This is a genomic window from Candidatus Andeanibacterium sp. (assembly GCF_057143545.1).
Genome location: NZ_DBNHSF010000021.1, coordinates 48,035 through 62,602, shown reverse-complemented (window position 1 = coordinate 62,602; position 14,568 = coordinate 48,035). Strand labels below are relative to the sequence as shown.

Below are 14,568 nucleotides of genomic sequence, written 5' to 3'. Positions count from 1 at the left end.
GCGGAACAGAATGCCCGGGGTGTAAACTCATCCCGGGCATTTTCTTTACCGGTTCACCGCATTACGATGCTTAATCGGTGGGAAAGGCGGCATGGTCTAGGCAAGGACATGACGTCAGCTGAGAGGGCAGACGCCGTAATGATGAAGAGTTTGGGAATGTTGCTGCGCATAGCTGCCCTGGTCATCGGGCTCGGCCTGGCGCCTGCTAGCTATGCGAAAAAGACTTTGCCGCCAGCACCGGTGATCTCACGCTTACCGCCGCCGCCGCCGCTGGTGGCGACCAAGGTTCCCTATCGTCCGCTCCCGCCGGGCGGCGCGAGGCCCGACATGGCGATCCCTTCCGTCGGGATCGACGGAACACGGCAGACGATCCTGAGCGATCTCACTCCGCTGGAGGCGGTGTGGAGTTTCCGCTCGGGTTGGAACGTTGCCGCGCTCAATTGCCTCGAGGCGCGCTACCAGCCGATCCTCGATGGTTACAGGGTCCTGCTCGACAAACACGCCCGGCGCCTGAGCGCGATCAATCGCGAGCTCGATCGCCAGTACCGGGTTGAATACGGGCCTGCCGCGACGCGCGAGCGCGAGGCCGACATGACCCAGCTCTACAACTATTTCGCGATGCCGCCGGCCAAGCGTTACCTCTGCGATGCGACGCTCGAAATCAGCAACACCGCGCTATACGCCGCACCCGAGGATCTCGATGCCTTCGCGCTGGCTCATCTTCCGCGAATGCAGGCCGCGTTCGAACAGTTCTATCGCGATTTCGAACAGTTTTATGTCGACGTTGCGGCCTGGGATGCAAAATATGCCCATCTGTTCGCAATGCCGGCCGATACTTGGCGGCCCCCCAATCCGGGTATCATCACCTATACCAATGCGGCCGCTTCCGGGGTCACCTTCGACAGCGATGGCAGGGTCCAGTTGGCGGCGCCCGGCGAAGTGCCGGCCGCGACATCGCAGCCGGTGATCCAGCCATTGCCGGCGGATGGCAGCAGGTAATTTTCCGCCCCGTTTTTGACTTCCAAGCGACGGGCCTCTCCGCTAATAGGCGCGCTCTTGCGGGCCGAAGCGGTTCGCGGGACTTACTGGAACGGGGCCGTAGCTCAGTTGGGAGAGCGCGTCGTTCGCAATGACGAGGTCAGGGGTTCGATTCCCCTCGGCTCCACCAGTGCATCGATAATTGTCTTGTCCCGGCCTGCGAACGGCAGCGTTCTGCGCTTCCGGTGCTCACGACCTTGATGGTCGCTCCGCTCCGGTTCTCGAACACCGCCATTCTCGGCTTGGGCTAAGCCAATTGGCATACTTGACCCACCACCGCTCGTCCTGAGCCTGTCGAAGGACGCGCGCGACAATTGCTCCACGAGCCGCTAGCCTTTCCCCATGCATTTTCTCGACCAGGCCAAGATCTTTATCCGCTCCGGCGCGGGCGGGCCGGGCGCGGTGAGCTTCCGGCGCGAGAAATATATCGAATATGGCGGCCCCGACGGCGGCGATGGCGGCAAGGGCGGCGATGTCGTATTCGAAGCGGTGCCGGGGCTCAATACGCTGATCGATTTCCGCTACGCACAGCATTTCAAGGCCAAGCGCGGCGGGCACGGCATGGGCAAGGATCGCACCGGCGCCGGAGCGCCCGATCTTGTCATCAAGGTGCCGGTCGGGACGCAGATCATCTCCGATGACGACCGCGAGACCGTGCTCGCCGACCTCACCGACGTCGGCCAGCGGGTCACCCTGCTCGAAGGCGGGATGGGCGGGCGCGGCAACGCCAGCTACAAGACCAGCACCAACCGCGCGCCGCGCCAGCACCAGCCGGGTGAACCGGCGCAGGAAATGTGGGTCTGGCTGCGGCTCAAGCTGCTGGCCGATGTCGGGCTGGTCGGCCTGCCCAATGCCGGCAAGTCGACCTTTATCAACGCGGTCTCGAATGCCAGGGCCAAGGTCGGCGATTATGCCTTCACCACCCTGATCCCCAAGCTCGGCGTGGTGCGGCACAAGGGCCGCGAATTCGTGCTGGCCGATATTCCGGGGCTGATCGAAGGCGCGGCCGAGGGCGCCGGGATCGGCGACCGTTTCCTCGGCCATATCGAACGCTGCCGGGTGCTGATCCATTTGGTCGATATTACGGGCGAGGACCCGGCCAAGGCGATGCGGACGGTGCAGGACGAGCTCGAGGCCTATGGTGAAGGGCTCGAGGACAAGCCGCAGCTGGTTGCGCTCAACAAGATCGACCTCGCCGATGCCGAGCTGGTCGAAGGTTTTGCCAGGGAACTCGAGGCAGCGGGCGCGACGAAGGTTTATCCTGTATCCGGCGCGAGCGGCGAAGGGATCGAGGACCTGCTCGATGCGGTGCTTTCCTATCTCCCCGCGTCGACCGCCACCGAGACCCAGGCGAGCGAAATCGAGGACGACGACGCGGCGGAGCCATGGTCGCCGATCTGACGCTTCCCTTGCTCCGGCACAGACGCTAATCCCCGCCGCCATGGCGATTGCCGAGCTGTCCGATCTTGCCGATCCCGGCACCTGTCCCCGCCTTGTGATCAAGGTCGGGTCGTCGTTGCTTGTCGGCAGCGATGGTGCGCCGCGCCGCGATTGGCTCGCATCGCTGGTTGGCGAAATCGCCGCGGCCAGGGCGCGTGGACAGCAGGTGATCGTGGTAAGTTCGGGGGCGATCGCGCTCGGCGCCGCCAGGCTCAAGCTCGACAAGGGCGGGCGCGGGAGCCTGGCCGATGCGCAAGCCGCCGCCGCGGTCGGGCAGATCGCGCTGGCCGAGCTCTATTCGGACCTCCTGGGCGGTCATGGGCTGACCGCGGCACAATTGCTGCTCACGCTCGACGATCTCGAAGACCGCCGCCGCTATCTCAATGCCGCGGCAACGCTGGGCAGGCTGCTCAAGGCGGGCGCGGTACCGGTGGTGAACGAGAATGATTCGGTCGCGACGGAGGAAATTCGCTTCGGCGACAACGACCGGCTGGCGGCGCGGGTTGCCCAGGCCGCCCATGCCAGCGGGGTCCTGCTGCTGTCCGATGTCGACGGCCTCTATGACCGCAATCCCGGCGATGCCGGGGCACGCCTGATCCCCCGGATCGAGGGTATGAGCGAAGAGATCCACGCGATGGCCGACAATCGCTCGACCTCGGGCATGGGCTCGGGGGGAATGACGTCCAAGCTCCAGGCCGCCGAGATCGCCGAGCGGGGCGGAATCGCGCTTGCGATCGTCAATGGCACCCATGACGCCCCCATTTCCCGCGCGATCGCGGAGGATCGCGGGACATTGTTCCTCCCGCTCAGGAAGGAGGGCGCGCGCAAGGCTTGGCTTGGCGGCCGGATGCGGCTGATGGGTGCGCTCACGGTCGATCCCGGCTGCGCCAAGGCGCTGGCCAAGGGCGGGAGCCTGCTGGCGACCGGCATGACCGCGGTCGAAGGCGAGTTCGATCGCGGCGACCCGGTTGCCGTGCAGGACATCGAGGGCAAGGTCATTGCCCAGGGGTTGAGCGAATATTCGGCGAGCGAATGCGAACAGCTCAAGGGGACTCGTTCCGAAGAGCACCAGGCAATCCTGGGCTATGCGCCGCGTTCGGCCGTCATCCATCGCGACCAGCTGGTGCTCTTGTGACGATCTCGGGTGCGATCGCGCTTACCGGCGCGACGGGCTTTGTCGGCCAGGCGGTTCTCGACGAAGCAGACATCCAGGGGATCGAGATTCGCGCGCTGACGAGGCGCGAACAGAAGCCGCGCCCCGGGGTAACCTGGATCAGGGGCAATCTTGCCGATCGCGAAGCGCTGTCGCTGCTGGTCGAAGGCGTCGAAGCGGTGATCCACGTGGCCGGCGTGGTCAACACGCCCGATCATGCCATGTTCGAACAGGGCAATGTCACCGGCACGCTCAATGTGGTCGAGGCGGCGAAGGAAGCGGGCGTCGCGCGCTTCGTCCATGTCTCCTCGCTCGCCGCGCGCGAACCCGAACTGTCGGTCTATGGCGCCTCGAAGCACCGGGGCGAGAAGATCGTCATGGCCTCGGGGCTCGACTGGACGATCGTCCGCCCGCCGGCGGTCTATGGCCCGCGCGATACCGAGATTTTCGAATTGTTCCGCGCCGCCAAGTGGGGGGTGGTGCCGATGCCGGATACCGGCCGCTCCTCGATGATCCATGTCGAGGACCTTGCCCGCCTGCTGTTCGCACTCGTTCCGGCGGGCGAAGATGCCCGGAGCATGATTTTCGAACCCGACGACGGAGTCAGCGGCGGCTGGCAGCATGACGACCTGGCGCGGGCAATCGGAACGGCAACCGGCAGGAAGGTCTTCGTTCCCCGGCTCTCGAAGGGGGTCCTGATGGGACTCTCGCGGGCGGAACGGCTGTTCCGGCGCGGCAAGGCCAAGCTGACCGCCGATCGGGTCAACTATATGACCCATCCCGACTGGGTGTGTTCGAGCGACAGGGCGCCGCCGCCCGGACGCTGGATGCCGATGGTCGAAACCAATCGCGGCCTCAGGCTGACCGCCGATTGGTATCGCCGCGCGGGATGGCTCTGACGCAGGCCGGTCCACCGGTGGCTTCCCCGCGGCCCACGGTCTCGTCCACTTCAAGCCGGTTGCGGCCCTTGGCCTTGGCCATGAACAGCGCCAGTTGCGCCCGCTGCATGGTGTAGTCGAGCGAGGCGCCGATCCGCGACACGCCGGCGCTGGCGGTGATCGTCAGGTTGCCGTTGCGCAACTCCTGGCGCGTTTCCGAGAGGGTCTCGACGATCCTGCGGCAGATCTTGCGCGCCCTTTTCGGGTCGGACGAAGGCAACAGGACCCCCAGGCACTCGTCCCCGATCCGCGAAATGATGTCGTCCTGCCGCATCAGCGCGCGCAGCAGGTCTGAAAACACCATCAACACCCTGTCGCCGACACCCTGTCCGTAACGCATGTTGATGGCGTTGAAATTGTCGATCCCGAACAGGGCGACACAGCCATCGCTGCGGGCCTCGACCAGGTGCTGCAGCATGGCAAGGAAGGCCCGGCGGTTCGAGAGGCCGGTCAGCGGGTCGGTCAGTTCGCTGGCGAACAGCTGGTCCTCCAGCGATTTGCGTTCCGCGATCGAACGCATCACGCCGAGCGCGCCATAGACCTGGTCATCGGCCCGGCAGAGGCTGCGCAGCCGCAGTTCGAACCAGTGGCCCGGTCCGGTATCGCAGGCGGTCCGCAATTCCACCCAGCGGCCGCTCGGCCTCCCGGCGAGTGCTGCGCGCAGTTCCCGCTCGACCGGCTCCGCGTGGTCCCGGTCGACGAGATCGAGCAAATGCGGCCCGATCAGCATCGAATTGAACGGCAGACCCAGCCGGTCGATCGCGGGCGAGGCATGCTGGACATATCCCTCCCGATCGAGTTTGAACACGATATCGTTCGTGTCGCTGGCCAGCATGCCGTAGAGCGCGCGGTTCTCGCGCGGCGTAAAATCCATGCCCATTGTCGCTTTGCCCCCAAAGCCCTGAAACGACCGTCCGATTGTTCGACCTTTTCCCCTGTCGACTACCGGACTGGCGATAATCCGATTCAATTTGCGGCGCTCCCGGAGGAAATTCTCAGGATTGCCAGCCCCAAAATGCGTCCGAAACGAAGCGTTAGTTTTGTGAGCTAACTACGCTAACCCTCTGATTCGTTGAGATTTATTAACCATCTTTTCCACAGATGGAAACCAATTTGAGACGAGCCGACTTGACGGACCGCTTTTCTCCGAATCTGAAAGGATTAGAGTTCGATCATTATCCGGACATTGGCGGGCCGGCACCCGGCGGCCTCGGCAATGCGGGTGCGGCATTCGCCGAGCAGGGCTTCGAGCGCGGTCGTGTCGCGCGCTCCGCCAAGATCCTCGGGGTTCACTCCCAGCAGCCTGGCGAGGGCCGGTATGCGATTCCTGCTCGGACGGGCACGGCCTTGCTCCCACGCCCAGACGGTCGGCTTGCTGACCTTCAGTGCCGCCGCGATCCGCGCCAGGCTCAACCCGCTTGCCGCTCGCAGGCGTTGCAGTTTGAGGTCGAAGGGTTCCTGGTCGGGCGCCGCGATCTCGGCCCTCGTCTCGACCGCGCTGCGCAATTCGGCCGCGCTCAGGGCGGCCTTGCCGATCGGTTCTGCGAACTGGCAGCCATGCAGCCTGCCGCTGTTCCAGACGACCCTCGCCTCGGTCGGCCCGGCATGGGGAAGGTCAACCGCGATGGTTTCGCCCTCTTCCAGGCTTGTCTCGCATTCGAGAAGCAACCCGGTCTCGGAGAGATTGTGGATCAGGACCGCGGTCGCCTTGCCCGATGGCGGGGTGCCCTCCGCGTCCAGCGCGAGCTTGCGGCGGGCATCGCGGCGCTTTCCGTTGGGGGCATGCTCGAAATGTGCGGCGACGGCCATTTTTGGACTCCTTGCGGGGCCAAAGCTCGGTTTTCAGGGTTAAAATCGGGTTAGGATCGAGAGCTAACGGGCGCGGTTCGTCGTGCCGAAGGAACAGCGGGTCTTAGCGGAGCATCCGAATCCAGCTTGCCGCCCGATTGGCTTGTGATAATCACCGGTTTCGGGTGCGGTTCTCTGGGGGAGGGAATTCATGGCTTCCGTTGCCGATTTCGTTGAAATGACGAAAGTCTCGCCGCCGCGTTCGCTGGCCGCGTTCATCGATCGCTGGATTTTCGTGTTCATGGCCGGGCTGTTCATCGTGACAGTCCTAGCCGGCTTCATTCCCACCTCCATTGAGAAGGTGATGGAAGTCCAGGCCGGCGTGCGACCTCCATTGCCCTTGGTGCTGCACGTCCATGCCGTGCTGATGGGCAGCTGGATGCTGCTGCTGCTGACCCAGACGGTGCTGATGGCGACCGGCAGGTCCGCCTGGCACAAGCAGCTGGGCGTGGCCGGAATGGTCATCGCCCCGGCCATGGTGCTGACCGGGTTTTTCCTCGTTCCCACGATGGTCGGCTACAATTTCGAGCGCATCGCCCTTGCCCCGCCGGAAGTCCTGACGCCCGAGGCCGCTGAAGAAGCAAGGATGTTTCTCAGCAGCCTGGTCGCCGCACAGATCTCGGTCGGCGTCCTTTTCCCGGTCTGCGTCTATCTTGGCTTGCGTGCGCGCAAGACCGATGCGGGCTTTCACAAGCGCATGATGATCCTGGCTTCGGTCCTGCCGTTACCGGCGGCGATCGACCGGATGGCATGGCTCCCGACGACTTATCCCGACAGCGCGGTATCGGTGTATCTCTACCCGTTGCTGTGGATCGCGCCGATGCTGCTGTGGGACCTGCTGCGCGGGAACGGCTTTCACTCGGCCTACCGGGTCTGGCTTGTCCTGTACATCCCTGCCGCGCTGGTAGTGATTTACCTGTGGTGGAAGCCGTGGTGGATCGAGATCGCGCAGCGCCTTGTCGGCGTGAGCGCGTAACCGCCAGGGATCAGAACACCGGATCGTAGCCGGGGGGCAATTCGCCACTATCGCCTTTCGAGTCCGGGCCGTGGATGCCGCATTCGGTCTTGTCCCACCCGGCCCAGCGGCCCGAGCGCGGGTCTTCGCCCGGCTTGACCTTGTGGGTGCAGGGTGAGCAGCCGATCGAAGGATAGCCTTCGGCCACCAGCGGATGGCGCGGCAGGCCGTGCAGGGCGAAATAGGCTTCGATGTCACCCGCGGTCCAGTCGATCAGCGGATTGATCTTGAGCCGCCCCTGTGTGTCCGAATTGTCGAGTTCGAAGCGCGGCAGGTTAGCCCGGGTCGAGGACTGGAACGCCTTCCGGCCGGTGATCGAGGCGTCGTAGCCCGCCAGCGCCCTGGCCAGCGGGATGACCTTGCGGATTTCGCAGCACCCGTCGGGGTCCCATGACCATCTGAGGCCATTGTCGTCCTTGGCCGCGATCACCTCGGGATCGGGTTCGACGATCACGAGATTGGTCAGGCCGAGTTGCGCGACGAGCTCGTCGCGATAGCTTAGCGTTTCGGGGAAATGCTTGTGTGTCTCGAGAAAGATCACCGGGACCGAAGGATCGATCCGGGCAATCATGTGCAGCAGCACCGCACTTTCCGCGCCGAAGCTCGAGACCACCGCGACGTCGCCCGCCAGCCGGTCCTTCAACACTCCTGCCAGCACATCGGCCGCCTCGGACCCGCGAAACATGCGGTTGAGCCGGATCGCGTCGCCCTCGTCGAAGCGGGCGGCGGTGTCGATCCGGTCGGGCACCCGATTGACTTGGGGGCGGGAAGACACCTTAGTTTCTACCGCCATGGCGCAATTCCCAGATCGGCACACGGCCATCCACCGCATGCTGGTAGACGTGAGGCCAGCGATCGAGCGCTGCCGCGGCATCGTCGGGATCGAACGGCACGTCGGGCGCGAAGCTGTCGAAGCCGCAGCGGCGCATGAAGAAAATCAAATCGACCAGCACGTCGCCGGTGGCCTTTATCTCACCCTTATAGCCCGCCTCCCGCAGGATGCGGGCGCTCGAAAACCCGCGCCCGTCGCGGAATTTGGGGAAATCGATCTCGACCAGCCGCACCCGGTCGAGCACCGGGAGCAGGCGGCGCACATCGTCGCCAGCCTCGATCCGCACCGATCCGGCATTGGTCTGTTCGAGGAAGGAGTCGACCGTCACCGCGGGCTTGTCGACCGGCTCGTCGTCGCGCAGGCGCAATGTCTCAAGCATAAAGCGCCTCCTTGAACGGCTCCATGCCGATCCGGCGATAGGTATCGAGGAAACGCTCGCCCTCCTTGCGATTGGCGAGATAGACGTCGGCCGCCTTGTCGACCGCATCGACGATCCCGTCCTCGTCGAAACCGGGGCCGGTTATCTTGGCCTGGCTGACATCTTCGGCACCCGAGCCGCCGAGCAGCAGCTGGTAGTTCTCGGTGCCCTTCTTGTCGACGCCAAGGATGCCGATATGGCCTGCATGGTGATGGCCGCAGGCATTGATACAGCCCGAAATCTTGATCTTGAGCTCGCCCAGTTCGGCTTCGCGCGCGGCGAGCCGCTCCGAGAGCTTCTGTGCCACCGGAATCGAGCGGGCATTGGCGAGACTGCAATAATCGAGCCCCGGGCAGGCAATGATGTCGGTCGCAAGGTCGAGATTGGCCGCGCCCAGCCCGGCTGCGTCGAGCGCCTGCCACACCGCGTAAAGATCCTGCTTCCTGACATGCGGCAGGACCAGGTTCTGCACATGGGTGGCGCGCAATTCGTCGAACGAATAGCGTTCGGCCAGATCGGCGACGAGTTCCATCTGCCCGGCCGAGATGTCGCCGGGGATGCCGCCGACCGGCTTCAGGCTGACATTGACGATCGCATAGCCCGGCGCCTTGTGCGCCACGACCTGGCGGTCGGCCCAGAGCGCGAAATCGGGATCGGAACGGTCGATCTCTTCGGAAAGCCCGGTTTCGAATGGCGGCGGCGCGAAATAGGCGGCGATCCGGTCGTATTCGGCCTGCGGGAAATCGTGGCCCTGGGCAAGAAAGACCTGGAACTCCTCCTCGACCTGGCGGCGGAATTCCTCTTGGCCCAGCTCGTGGACCAGGATCTTCATCCGCTGCTTGTGGATGTTGTCGCGCCGCGCATGGCGGTTCCATACGCGCAGGATCGCCTGGAAATAGGAGAAGATCTGCCCGGGCGGGAGGAAGTCGCGGATGCGGTAGGAAATGAAGGGCGAGCGACCCATGCCGCCCCCCGCATAGACCTCGAAGCCGATCTCGCCGGCTTCGTTCTTCACGATCTTCACCGCCCCGTCGTGCCAGCGCAAGGCCGCGCGATCGGTCTCGCTGGCGATCACCGCGATCTTGAACTTGCGCGGGAGATAGCTGAATTCGGGCATGAAATTGGTCATCTGCCGGATCATCTCGGCCCATGGGCGCGGATCCATGATCTCGTCCGCCGTGGCCCCGGCATACTGGTCGGCCGAGACGTTGCGGATCGATTCGCCGCTGGTCTGGATCGCATGCATTTCGACCTCGGCCAGCTCGGCGAGGATGTCGGGCGCATCTTCCAGCCTGATCCAGTTGTACTGGATGTTCTGCCGCGTGGTGAAATGGCCGTAGCCCCTGTCGTAACGCCGCGCGATATGGGCGAGCTTCCTCATCTGGCGCGAATCGAGCGTGCCATAGGGGATCGCCACCCGCAGCATGTAGGCGTGAAGCTGGAGGTACAGCCCGTTCTTGAGCCGTAGCGGCTTGAACTGGTCGTCGGTCAGCTTGCCTTCGAGCCGGCGCCTGGTCTGGTCGCGGAATTCCTCGACGCGGGTATCGACCATCGCCTGGTCGTATTGGTCGTATTTGTACATCAGATCACCCAGTTCCAGCTGTCGGGGCCGGCTTCCTTGACCGCCAGGTCGGGGCGCACGGTCGGGCCAAGCGCGCGAACGCGGTCCTTGATATGGGCCGGGCGGACCTTGCCGTTGCCGTCGATCTCGGCATCGATGGCATAGGAGGCATTGATCCGGCGGGCCGCTTCCTCGCGGGCGAGTATCGTTTCGGCCTTGTCGCCGACATCGGCGGCATGTTCGACATGGGGCGACCATTCCTGGCCATCCCACCACATCACCGCCCCGGTCTTGAGGTCGTTTCCAGTCAGAATCTTCATTGCGCCTCTTCCAGTTTCCGGGCCTCCAGCGCCAGACCGTGCAGCGCGGCTTCGTTGTCGCGCGCGGTTACGTCGCCAATCACGATCACCGCCGGGCTCCTGACCTGTTCGTCCACGACCATGCCGGGCAGGCCCGCCAGCGACGAGCGCAAGACGCGCATCCGCGGGCGGCTGGCGTTCTCGATCACCGCGACCGGGACATCGGGCGCCAAGCCGTCTTCCATCAATTTCTCGGCGATCATCGGGGCGGTCGAAACGCCCATATAGATCACCAGCGTGCGGCCCTTGCCGGCCAGCCCGGCCCAATCCTGTTCGGTCAGGCCCTTGCACTGGCCTGCGACGAAGCTGACGATGCTCGCGCCCTCGCGGTGGGTCAGGGGAATCTGCGCGGCCGCTGCCGCGCCGATCGCGGCGCTGATTCCGGGAACCACTTCGACCGTTACGCCAGCGGCCCGGCAGGCCTCTGCTTCCTCGCCGCCGCGCCCGAAAATGAAGGGATCGCCGCCCTTGAGCCGGACTACATCGTTTCCGGCCAGCGCCTCGCGCACCAGCAGGGCGTTGATTTCCTCCTGCGGCATGGTGTGGCGCGAGCGGCGCTTGGCGACCGAAACCAGGCGCGCATCGGGCCGCGTCAGCGCAAGGATCGCCGGATCGACCAGTCCGTCATGGACAACGATCCCAGCGCTTGCCAGCCGGCGCGCGGCGCGCAGCGTCAGCAGCTCCGGATCGCCCGGACCCGCGCCGACCAGATAGACAGTTCCCGCTCTCATGAGGGGCAAATGGCCCCGCCCGCGCGAAACCGCCAGCGAGAATGGTTTTGGGGCGCGTTAGGTAAGCTTTAGACCCTCAGGCCCGCTTCTCCGCTCGCTGCGAGATTGCCGCGACAAGCTGTTCGAATTGCGCGTTGTTCTTGAGGTTCAGATCGCGCTGCGGGAAAGGGATTCCGATGTTGTGCTCATGGAACAGTTTCCAGACCCGCTTGAGAACGTCGGAGCGGATATTGCTGAGGCCGTCTTCCGGATCGTCGATCCAGAAGCGGATCTCGAAATTGACCGAACTCTCCCCGAAACCGATCAGCAGGACCCGGGTTTCGGGCTCATCGAGCACCCTGGGGGATTCCTTCGCGGCCTGGAGCATCAGCTTTTCGGCCAGATCGAGATCGGTATCGTAGGCCACTCCGACCGGGGCCTTCACCCGCACATCCTTCGAGGAATAGGACCAGTTGACCACCTGGTTGATCATCAGGTTCTCGTTCGGGATGAGGTATTCCGTACGGTCCCGCGTAACCACCGAGATCGCGCGAATGCCGATCTTGCGGATCTGGCCCGAACTCTCGGCGCCGCTGGCATCGGCGACCGTGATGACGTCGCCGGGCTTGATCGAGCGGTCCATCAGCAGGATGATCCCGGCGATCAGATTGCCGAAGGTCTTCTGCAGGCCGAAGCCGATCGCGAGGCCGAAAGCGCCGGAAAAGACTGCCAGCGCGGTGAGGTCGATCCCGAGCATGTCGATGCCGATCAGGATCGCGAGCGCCCAGACCGCGACGGTGATCAGCTTTTCGGCCAGCAATTGCTGGGTCGAATCGAGTGCAGTCAGCTTGCCGAGGATCTTGTGAGCCAGCTTGCTTCCGAACCGGGCGAAAAACCACACGCCGATGATGACGAGCAGGACAACCAGCGCGCTCCAGATCGAGATATGGGTGTCGCCGATCTCGATCGCATAGCTGTCAAGCGTTTCGATGATCGAGGCGATCGTGCTGTTTTCCTGCGCGACGACCTGTTTGAGGTCGGTCGCCGCGCCAACCGCTTGGCTGGTCTCCGGCGGCGGTGCATTGGCCGGGCCAGCTTCGACGCCGCTATCGACAGGCACATCCGCATGCGCCGGCGTGTCGGCAGGTGTGTCCTCCAACGCTGTATTCGGCTGTGCGGTCATCCTCTCTCCATGGCTGCGAGGCCACCTTCTAGGTCTGCAATCAGGTCGTCAACATCTTCAAGCCCGATCCACAAACGTATTCCCAGCCGGTCAGCTTCATCCATTCCCGTCGGCGGCCAGGGCGATGCGGAGCGTATCGCAGCGGGATCGAAAGGTATCGCGAGGCTCTCGAACCCGCCCCAACTGTAGCCGATCCCGAACAGCTTCAGGGCATCGATGAAGCGCGCGCGGGCTGCTTCGTCGCCGCCCTTGAGGACAAAGCTGAACAGGCCGCAGCCCCCGGTAAAGTCGCGCTTCCACAGCTCGTGTCCCTGCGAACCCGGCAGGATCGGGCAAAGCACACGCGCCACCTCGAGCCTGCCTTGCAGCCATTGGGCAATCGCCAGCGCGCTGGCAGTCTCGCGTTCGAGCCGGATGTCCAGCGTCCTGAGGCCGCGCAGCGCCAGGGCGGCATCGTCGGGCGAAACGACCTGGCCGAGGAACTGCGAATAGCGGCGCAGCCGGGCAAGAAGCGGCTCCCTCGTGCTCACGCTGCCCATCATCAGGTCCGAATGGCCGCCCACATGCTTAGTGAGCGACATGATTGCAATATCGCAGCCATGGGCGAGCGCCGCGAAATTGAGCGAGGAGGCCCAGGTGTTGTCGAGCAGCGACAGCGCACCATGCTCCCGGGCAATCCGCGCCAACTCGGGCACGTCGCATACTTCCATCGTCAGGCTGCCCGGGCTTTCGATCATCACCGCCCGCGTCTTGTCGCTGAACATGGCAGTGTAGGATTCGAGGTCGAGCGGATCGAATGCCTTCGCCTCGATCCCGAATTTCTTGAGCATGCCGAAAGCAATGTTGCGGGTCGGCTCATAGGCGTTGTCGGTCACCAGCAATTCGTCGCCGGGGCGCAGGACCGCCAGGAGCGCGCTTGCGATCGCCGCAACCCCGCTGGGGAACAGCAGGGTACCGTCCGCCCCGGGCTCTAGTTCGGTCAGCGCATCGGCCAGCGCCCATTGCGTGGGCGATCCGCGCCTGCCGTAATAGAAATGGCCGTCCTCGTTCGGACGTCCGCCCGCGAGATCGGCCGAATCCTCGTAGAGATGGGTGCTTGCCCGCCACACCGGCGGGTTGACCACGCTGCCCGGCTGGCCGGCAAGGCTGGTATAGCGTTTGCTCCTTCCGGCACCGACCAGCCTGGTGCCAGCCTTGCCTGGGCCCTTGCGCTCAGCCATCCTGAAGGGCCGGCCCGGTCTCCTTGGGCGTATCGGGATCGACCGCCCATTCGCTCCAACTGCCGTCGTAGAGCGCGACATCCTTGTCCTTGCCCAGCAGATGCAGGGCGAAGCACAGCACCGCGGCGGTCACTCCGCCGCCGCAAGTGGTGGTGATCGGCTTGTCGAGATCGATACCGATATTCTCGAACGCCGCCCTGATCCCTTCCTTGTCCTTAAAGGTCCCGTCGGGATTATAGAGATCGTAGAAGGGAAGGTTGAGTGATCCGGGAATGTGCCCGCTCGGCACGCCGGGCCGGAAATCGGGTACCTCGCCCGAAAAGCGCCCGGCATCGCGCGCATCGACCACCTGTTCGCTCTTGCTCTCGATATTGGCGAGCATCTCCGCCTTGCTGCGCACCTTGCCGGTGTCTTCCCAGGCGGTGTAGTGCCGGTCCTTGTGCTCGCGCTTGCCTCGCTCGAGCGGGCGGCCCTCGGCCTTCCACTTGGCCAGCCCGCCATCGAGGATCGCGACATTGGTCGCCCCGAATATGGTCAGCATGTACCAGGCCCGGCTCGAAGTCTTCACGTCGCTGTCGTCGTAAAGCACGATCCGGCTGCCATCGCCGATCCCGAGCTTCTGCATCCGGCTGGCAAACATCTCGGGCTTGGGCAGCGCTGCCGGGACGGGGGACAGCGGATCGACCAGCGCCGCCAGGTCCATGAACACCGCACCCGGGATATGGCCTGCCTCGTATTCCGCCCGGGCATCGCGTCCCGCCGTGGGCAAGTGGCTCGAGGCATCCACGATCCGCAGATCGTCGCTGCCCATTTCCTCGGCCAGCCAATCGGTCGAGACCAGCGATTCCATGCC

At 64.5% G+C, this 14,568-nt stretch carries 15 protein-coding genes and 1 tRNA gene; 6 read left to right on the top strand and 10 right to left on the bottom strand.

The annotated features are described in order from the left end of the window. The first annotated feature begins 156 nt into the window (after positions 1-156). The 5 genes from AC16XC_RS01410 to AC16XC_RS01390 all read left to right on the top strand — a co-directional run bounded on the left by AC16XC_RS01410 (position 157) and on the right by AC16XC_RS01390 (position 4,530). Entirely contained in the window at positions 157-999 is an 843-nt protein-coding gene (locus AC16XC_RS01410) for a hypothetical protein (protein WP_484032844.1), read from the top strand. A 93-nt stretch (positions 1,000-1,092) separates the two neighbouring features. Beyond that, positions 1,093-1,168 (top strand) — tRNA-Ala (locus AC16XC_RS01405). Positions 1,169-1,380: 212 nt separating this feature from the next. Next, a complete protein-coding gene (obgE, locus tag AC16XC_RS01400; protein WP_484032843.1) occupies positions 1,381-2,439 on the top strand; it encodes a GTPase ObgE in 1,059 nt (352 codons plus the stop codon). A 40-nt stretch (positions 2,440-2,479) separates the two neighbouring features. Then, positions 2,480-3,613, top strand: coding sequence for a glutamate 5-kinase (proB, locus tag AC16XC_RS01395; RefSeq protein ID WP_484032842.1), 1,134 nt, complete (start codon positions 2,480-2,482; stop codon positions 3,611-3,613). Further along, on the top strand, positions 3,610-4,530 hold the full coding sequence (locus tag AC16XC_RS01390; protein ID WP_484032841.1) for an NAD-dependent epimerase/dehydratase family protein: 921 nt from the start codon (positions 3,610-3,612) through the stop codon (positions 4,528-4,530). The genes proB and AC16XC_RS01390 overlap by 4 nt, the downstream gene beginning before the upstream one ends. Here the strand turns inward: AC16XC_RS01390 and AC16XC_RS01385 are convergent. Together AC16XC_RS01385 and AC16XC_RS01380 are read right to left on the bottom strand one after the other, a co-directional pair. Then, positions 4,487-5,449, bottom strand: coding sequence for a GGDEF domain-containing protein (locus AC16XC_RS01385; protein WP_484032840.1), 963 nt, complete (start codon positions 5,447-5,449; stop codon positions 4,487-4,489). The genes AC16XC_RS01390 and AC16XC_RS01385 overlap by 44 nt on opposite strands. Before the next feature lie 281 nt (positions 5,450-5,730). Next, entirely contained in the window at positions 5,731-6,378 is a 648-nt protein-coding gene (locus AC16XC_RS01380; protein WP_484032839.1) for a helix-turn-helix domain-containing protein, read from the bottom strand. Positions 6,379-6,568: 190 nt separating this feature from the next. Here AC16XC_RS01380 and AC16XC_RS01375 point away from each other — a divergent pair, with 190 nt between their 5' ends. Then, positions 6,569-7,393 carry a hypothetical protein gene (locus tag AC16XC_RS01375; RefSeq protein WP_484032838.1) on the top strand — a complete coding sequence of 275 codons (825 nt, stop codon included), beginning with the start codon at positions 6,569-6,571 and terminating at the stop codon, positions 7,391-7,393. 10 nt (positions 7,394-7,403) lie between these two features. On the opposite strand, the gene AC16XC_RS01370 is transcribed toward AC16XC_RS01375, so the two are convergent. The 8 genes from AC16XC_RS01370 to sseA all read right to left on the bottom strand — a co-directional run bounded on the left by AC16XC_RS01370 (position 7,404) and on the right by sseA (position 14,565). Continuing rightward, positions 7,404-8,225: a phosphoadenylyl-sulfate reductase gene (locus tag AC16XC_RS01370; protein WP_484032837.1), complete on the bottom strand. Its 822-nt coding sequence runs from the start codon at positions 8,223-8,225 to the stop codon at positions 7,404-7,406. Then, the gene (locus AC16XC_RS01365) at positions 8,209-8,643 is read right to left on the bottom strand and encodes a DUF934 domain-containing protein (RefSeq protein ID WP_484032836.1); all 435 of its coding nucleotides are present in this window, start codon (positions 8,641-8,643) and stop codon (positions 8,209-8,211) included. Before AC16XC_RS01365 ends, AC16XC_RS01370 begins: the two co-directional genes overlap by 17 nt. Next, positions 8,636-10,264, bottom strand: coding sequence for a nitrite/sulfite reductase (locus AC16XC_RS01360; protein ID WP_484032835.1), 1,629 nt, complete (start codon positions 10,262-10,264; stop codon positions 8,636-8,638). Before AC16XC_RS01360 ends, AC16XC_RS01365 begins: the two co-directional genes overlap by 8 nt. Continuing rightward, positions 10,264-10,563: a DUF2849 domain-containing protein gene (locus tag AC16XC_RS01355; RefSeq protein WP_484032834.1), complete on the bottom strand. Its 300-nt coding sequence runs from the start codon at positions 10,561-10,563 to the stop codon at positions 10,264-10,266. Before AC16XC_RS01355 ends, AC16XC_RS01360 begins: the two co-directional genes overlap by 1 nt. Next, the gene (gene cobA, locus AC16XC_RS01350; RefSeq protein WP_484032833.1) at positions 10,560-11,333 is read right to left on the bottom strand and encodes a uroporphyrinogen-III C-methyltransferase; all 774 of its coding nucleotides are present in this window, start codon (positions 11,331-11,333) and stop codon (positions 10,560-10,562) included. Before cobA ends, AC16XC_RS01355 begins: the two co-directional genes overlap by 4 nt. 76 nt (positions 11,334-11,409) lie before the next feature. Further along, positions 11,410-12,495 carry a mechanosensitive ion channel family protein gene (locus tag AC16XC_RS01345; RefSeq protein ID WP_484032832.1) on the bottom strand — a complete coding sequence of 362 codons (1,086 nt, stop codon included), beginning with the start codon at positions 12,493-12,495 and terminating at the stop codon, positions 11,410-11,412. Further along, complete coding sequence (gene metC, locus AC16XC_RS01340; protein WP_484032831.1) at positions 12,492-13,715, bottom strand: cystathionine beta-lyase; 1,224 nt, start codon at positions 13,713-13,715, stop codon at positions 12,492-12,494. The genes AC16XC_RS01345 and metC overlap by 4 nt, the downstream gene beginning before the upstream one ends. Continuing rightward, positions 13,708-14,565, bottom strand: a complete 858-nt coding sequence (gene sseA / locus AC16XC_RS01335) for a 3-mercaptopyruvate sulfurtransferase (RefSeq protein ID WP_484032830.1) — start codon at positions 14,563-14,565, stop codon at positions 13,708-13,710. The genes metC and sseA overlap by 8 nt, the downstream gene beginning before the upstream one ends. Positions 14,566-14,568: the final 3 nt, after the last annotated feature.

What these genes read in the sequence shown, in the direction of transcription:
- AC16XC_RS01380 (WP_484032839.1), bottom strand. Translation starts at nt 6,378, where the DNA reads ATGGCCGTCGCCGCACATTTCGAGCATGCCCCCAACGGAAAGCGCCGC.
- proB (WP_484032842.1), top strand. Translation starts at nt 2,480, where the DNA reads ATGGCGATTGCCGAGCTGTCCGATCTTGCCGATCCCGGCACCTGTCCC.
- AC16XC_RS01360 (WP_484032835.1), bottom strand. Translation starts at nt 10,264, where the DNA reads ATGTACAAATACGACCAATACGACCAGGCGATGGTCGATACCCGCGTC.
- AC16XC_RS01355 (WP_484032834.1), bottom strand. Translation starts at nt 10,563, where the DNA reads ATGAAGATTCTGACTGGAAACGACCTCAAGACCGGGGCGGTGATGTGG.
- cobA (WP_484032833.1), bottom strand. Translation starts at nt 11,333, where the DNA reads ATGAGAGCGGGAACTGTCTATCTGGTCGGCGCGGGTCCGGGCGATCCG.
- metC (WP_484032831.1), bottom strand. Translation starts at nt 13,715, where the DNA reads ATGGCTGAGCGCAAGGGCCCAGGCAAGGCTGGCACCAGGCTGGTCGGT.
- AC16XC_RS01370 (WP_484032837.1), bottom strand. Translation starts at nt 8,225, where the DNA reads ATGGCGGTAGAAACTAAGGTGTCTTCCCGCCCCCAAGTCAATCGGGTG.
- AC16XC_RS01410 (WP_484032844.1), top strand. Translation starts at nt 157, where the DNA reads ATGTTGCTGCGCATAGCTGCCCTGGTCATCGGGCTCGGCCTGGCGCCT.
- sseA (WP_484032830.1), bottom strand. Translation starts at nt 14,565, where the DNA reads ATGGAATCGCTGGTCTCGACCGATTGGCTGGCCGAGGAAATGGGCAGC.
- AC16XC_RS01365 (WP_484032836.1), bottom strand. Translation starts at nt 8,643, where the DNA reads ATGCTTGAGACATTGCGCCTGCGCGACGACGAGCCGGTCGACAAGCCC.
- AC16XC_RS01375 (WP_484032838.1), top strand. Translation starts at nt 6,569, where the DNA reads ATGGCTTCCGTTGCCGATTTCGTTGAAATGACGAAAGTCTCGCCGCCG.
- AC16XC_RS01345 (WP_484032832.1), bottom strand. Translation starts at nt 12,495, where the DNA reads ATGACCGCACAGCCGAATACAGCGTTGGAGGACACACCTGCCGACACG.
- obgE (WP_484032843.1), top strand. Translation starts at nt 1,381, where the DNA reads ATGCATTTTCTCGACCAGGCCAAGATCTTTATCCGCTCCGGCGCGGGC.
- AC16XC_RS01385 (WP_484032840.1), bottom strand. Translation starts at nt 5,449, where the DNA reads ATGGGCATGGATTTTACGCCGCGCGAGAACCGCGCGCTCTACGGCATG.